The 253-nt window shown below is 39.9% G+C and carries 1 rRNA gene; it reads right to left on the bottom strand.

Going from position 1 to position 253, the window contains the following annotated elements:
• Nucleotides 1–97, bottom strand: a 5S ribosomal RNA gene (gene rrf, locus ACQCVH_RS25400); the annotation flags it as partial.
• Nucleotides 98–253 lie beyond the last annotated feature (156 nt).

Below are 253 nucleotides of genomic sequence, written 5' to 3'. Positions count from 1 at the left end.
CACAGGAGGAGAACCTCCAACTACCATCGGCGCTGAGAAGCTTAACTTCCGTGTTCGGTATGGGAACGGGTGTGACCTTCTCGCTATCGCCACCAGACTATTTTTTCAAGACAAGTATTATTATACCATCTTGTTTTTGTTTTGCAAGGGATTTTTTAATTTTTTATTCCCTCAAAACTAGATAATGCAGAAGAAGAATTACAAAGCAATCAAATGTGGTTAAGTCCTCGATCTATTAGTATCTGTCAGCTCC

Source organism: Bacillus infantis, from assembly GCF_050107595.1.
Taxonomy (GTDB): domain Bacteria; phylum Bacillota; class Bacilli; order Bacillales; family Cytobacillaceae; genus Bacillus_AB; species Bacillus_AB infantis_C.
The sequence above is the reverse complement of the archived record's forward strand: the minus strand, read 5'-3'. Positions and strand labels throughout refer to the sequence as shown.